Source organism: Streptococcus sp. 210928-DFI.4.42 (assembly GCF_020554365.1).
GTDB classification, from domain to species: Bacteria; Bacillota; Bacilli; order Lactobacillales; family Streptococcaceae; genus Streptococcus; species Streptococcus parasanguinis_S.
On record NZ_JAJCHF010000067.1, the window covers coordinates 1 to 304 of the forward strand.

At 41.1% G+C, this 304-nt stretch carries 1 pseudogene; it reads left to right on the forward strand.

Going from position 1 to position 304, the window contains the following annotated elements:
- Positions 1 to 47: 47 nt before the first annotated feature.
- Positions 48 to 304: pseudogene (locus LIZ08_RS10320) on the forward strand (DUF1269 domain-containing protein); the annotation flags it as partial.

Here is a 304-nt window from a genome sequence, read left to right on the forward strand (position 1 = left end):
AACTGTGTTATAATGTATGTGTAATTTTTAGAAAAGAGGTACTAACTATGGAAAATCTAGTAGTTTCAATCTTTAACACTGAAAGCGAAGCTTATCAGTCCTTTGCAGATTTGAAGGCTTTCCGCCAAACTCAGACGACCAAGGTTGCTCAAATCGCCCTGGTCAAAAATGAAAACGGTCATATCGTTGAAAAAGAACGCTATGATTTTGAAGATTCAACGACGGATGCAACCCTAAAAGGTGGCTTGCTCGGTGCAGTTATCGGGCTTTTGGGTGGTCCTATCGGCGTCTTGTTTGGTTATGG